Origin of the sequence: Nocardioides sp. CF8 (assembly GCF_000389985.1) — a bacterium.
Lineage (GTDB): Bacteria > Actinomycetota > Actinomycetes > Propionibacteriales > Nocardioidaceae > Nocardioides > Nocardioides allogilvus.
The window spans coordinates 3,025,689-3,029,179 of record NZ_CM001852.1 but is presented as its reverse complement, the minus strand read 5'-3'; the positions used below and the strand labels follow the sequence as shown (position 1 = coordinate 3,029,179).

Genomic DNA, 3,491 nt, shown 5'->3' with positions numbered 1-3,491 from the left:
AGCCGCCGATGTGCGTCGGCAGGATGTTGGCCGAGAACCGGACGTTGGCGCCCTGGTCGCACCACGACGCGGCCATGTTCCTGCCGTTGGCGAAGGGGATGACGTCGTCGAGCCTCGAGTGGCTGACGAGCACGGGCACCGTGGGCTTGATGGTGCCGATCCGCTGGTCCTCGATCATGCGGGCGAACTGCGGCAGCCCGATCAGGTCGGACATGCCCTTGCCGTTGTGACTGAGCGTCTCCGACTTCACGAACGAGTGGCCGAACAGGTCGAAGACGCAGTCCTGCTCGACGGTCTGCATCGTCTTGACGCCCTCGGCGTTGAGGTAGGGCAGCAGGTCGACGCCGTAGCTGGCGGAGAGACCGCGCAGCGCGAAGAAGGCGAAGGCCGAGTAGAGGCCGCCGTCGAGGTGCTCGGCGACCGACTTGAGGTCGGCGGGGACGGCGCCGACCGCCGCGCCCTTGACGCGGAGCTCAGGGGCGTACGTCGACGCCAGCTCGACGGCAGCGGCGGCCGCGCCGCCACCTTGCGAATAGCCCTCGATGCCGACGGGGCTGGTTGAGGAGAGTCCGGTGCCCGAGATCCGCTGGGCGGCCCGGACGACGTCGAGGACGGCCCGGCCCTGCGAGACGCGGTCCATGTAGGTGTGGATGCCGGCGGTGCCGAGACCCTCGTAGTCGGTCACGGCCACGGCGTAGCCCCGGTTGAGCAGGGCCTGGATGCCGGCCGCTTCGTACTCGAGGCCCTCGCTGTACTGGCGAGACGGGGCGCACTTGTCACCCATGCCCTGGGTGCCGGCGGCGTAGCCGATCACCGGGCGCGAGCCGAAGCCGAGCCAGCTGGCCTTGGGGACGAGGACGACGCCGGACACGGCGATCGCCTTGCCGGCGCGGTTGGTGGTCTTGTAGAGCACCCGCTTGGCATTGGTGACCAGGCTGGTGGCGTCGGCGGGGTCGAGCAGGAAGCTCATGGGCTCCGTGCGGATCACCGCGCCGTTGGTCGCCGGCAGCGTGGCAGGCGCCTCGTAGAACGCCGGACGCGGCGGCTCCTCGACGACGGCGTTGGCCACCGTCGGTGCGGAGACGACCACGACGGCGGACGCCATGAGTGTGGTGATGGACGCAACCAGTGTGCGTGCGCGCTTCATTCTTGTGTGCCCTCCCAAGCAACATCCCCCGATGTCGGTCCTCCCGACCACGGGTGATGTTACTCACGAGTTAACGCACAGCGCCATACTGATGAACAAATTTCTACGCAAGCGTAAGTTTGTCCGGACCGCTCAGGTGTAGACCATGCCCATCCGCTCGCGGACCTCCGCGAGGGTCGCCTCTGCCACCTCGTTGGCGCGCGCGTTGCCGGCACGCAGGATGTCGGCGACGTACGACGAGTCGCCCTCGAGCTCCTGCCGGCGGGCGCGCAACGGCGCGAGCTCGGTGTTGATCGCGTCGGTGAGCCGCTTCTTCAGGGCACCACCGCCGCCGTCGCCGATCTCGTCGGCGACCAGCTCCGGCTCGACGCCCTCGCACAGGGAGATGAGCAGGAGCAGGTTGGCGACCTCGGGCCGGGTCTCCGGCTCGTAGGTGATGACGCGGTCACTGTCGGTCTTGGCGCCCTTGAGCTTCTTGGCCGTCTCGTCGGCGGTCATCCGAAGCTCGATGACGTTGCCCTTGGACTTGCTCATCTTGGTGCCGTCGAGGCCGAGGATCAGGGTCGCCTCCGACAGCAGGGCGTCGGGCTCGGGGAAGGTGGCGCCGTAGCGCTCGTTGAAGCGGCGGGCCACGACGCGGGTCTGCTCGAGGTGGGGCAGCTGGTCGCGACCGACCGGCACGACGTTGGCCTTGCAGAAGAGGATGTCGGCGGCCTGGTGGACGGGGTAGGTGAGCAGCAGCCCGCCGATGCTGGTGATGCCGGCGGTCTTGGCCTCGTCCTTGACCGTGGGGTTGCGCTGCAGCTCGGCCACGCTCACCAGGCTCAGGAAGGGCAGCATCAGCTGGTTGAGCGCCGGGACGGCCGAGTGCGTGAAGATCGTGGCGCGCTCGGGATCGAGGCCGGCGGCGATGTTGTCGAGCGTGAGGCTGTGCACGCTGCCCCGGATGTCGCCGAGCATCTCGCGGTCGGTGATGACCTGGTAGTCGGCGATCAGCTGCCAGATCTCGGCGCCGCTCTGCTGGAGCTTGACGCGGTTGCGGATGGATCCGAAGTAGTGGCCGATGTGCAGGGAGCCGGTCGGGCGGTCACCCGTCAGCATCCGCAAGCTCGCGGGATTCTCCTCCAGTCGCTTCTCGATCGCGGCGCTGCGCGCCAGGGCTGCCTGATAGGAGTCGCTCACGAACAGGGATCCTACAAACCGCCTGCCGGACACCGCGACCCAGTTCGGTAGGGTCTCGGCGTGCCGACCATCGGAGTTGCCGTTGCGATTCCGGAGCCCTGGGCCACGGAGCTCCAGGACTACCGGACCTCCGTCGGCGACCTCACGGCCACCCAGATCCCCACGCACATCACGTTGATCCCTCCGGTGGAGGTCTCCGCGGACGACCTGCCGGGCGTCGAGGCCCACCTGGCGGCCGTTGCGGGCTCCGTGGACGCCTTCCGGATCCACCTGCGCGGCACCGGCACCTTCCGCCCCGTGTCGCCGGTCGTCTTCGTCTCCGTGGTCGAGGGGATCTCCCAGTGCGAGCAGCTCGCGCTCGCCGTACGCCGCGGACCGCTGGCCGTCGAGCTGGCCTTCCCCTACCACCCGCACGTGACCGTCGCCCACCACCTCGCCGACGCCCAGCTCGACCGCGCGTTCGCCGAGCTGGCCGACTTCGAGTGCGAGTTCGCGGCCGACCACTTCGCCCTCTACGTCCACGACGACGGCGCCGGCTGGCAGCCCACCCGCGAGTTCGCGCTGCTCGCCACCACCGCCTGATCTCGGGAGTCCCCATGTCGTTCATCGACACCACGAAGCAGCGCCTCGCCGTCATCCGCGAGCGGCGCCCCCTCATCGACCACGTCGTCCGCACCGTCGAGCACTACGGCGACGTCAACGGCAGTGCGCTCGCGGCCGCCGTCACCTACTTCGCGTTCCTGTCGTTCTTCCCGATCCTCGCGGTCGCGTTCGCCGTGATCGGCTTCGTGTCCAAGGCCTACGAGAAGGCCGACGACGACCTGATCGAGGCGCTCGGGCAGGTGCTGCCGGGGATCGTGGGCGGCAAGGACGGTCTGCAGCTCTCGACCTTCCAGGACAACGCGCCGGGCATCTTGAGCATCGGTCTCGTGCTCGCGCTCTACTCCGGCCTCGGGTGGCTCTCGGGCATGCGTACGGCGCTGATCGCGGTCTTCGAGGAGCCGGAGCGCGAGCGCCCCAACTTCGTCCTCGGCAAGGTCCGCGACGTGCTCGGCCTGCTGACCCTGGGTTCGGTGCTGGTGCTCAGCGTCGCCGTGTCCGGTGTCGTCACCAAGTTCGCCGAACCCATCCTCGACTTCCTCGGCCTCGGCGCCGGTGCCGA

General features: G+C 69.0%; 4 protein-coding genes. 2 read left to right on the top strand and 2 right to left on the bottom strand.

Annotated features, from left to right (window positions below):
* Together CF8_RS14820 and trpS are read right to left on the bottom strand one after the other, a co-directional pair.
* Positions 1 to 1,105: lipase family protein (locus CF8_RS14820; protein WP_010833919.1), on the bottom strand; the 1,105-nt coding region annotated here is incomplete at its 3' end.
* Positions 1,106 to 1,279: 174 nt separating this feature from the next.
* A complete protein-coding gene (gene trpS / locus CF8_RS14815) occupies positions 1,280 to 2,329 on the bottom strand; it encodes a tryptophan--tRNA ligase (RefSeq protein ID WP_010833918.1) in 1,050 nt (349 codons plus the stop codon).
* Positions 2,330 to 2,389: 60 nt separating this feature from the next.
* Here trpS and CF8_RS14810 point away from each other — a divergent pair, with 60 nt between their 5' ends.
* Complete coding sequence (locus tag CF8_RS14810; RefSeq protein ID WP_010833917.1) at positions 2,390 to 2,911, top strand: 2'-5' RNA ligase family protein; 522 nt, start codon at positions 2,390 to 2,392, stop codon at positions 2,909 to 2,911.
* Positions 2,912 to 2,925: 14 nt separating this feature from the next.
* A partial coding sequence (locus CF8_RS23230) for a YihY/virulence factor BrkB family protein (RefSeq protein ID WP_036491137.1) occupies positions 2,926 to 3,491 on the top strand: 566 nt, incomplete at its 3' end.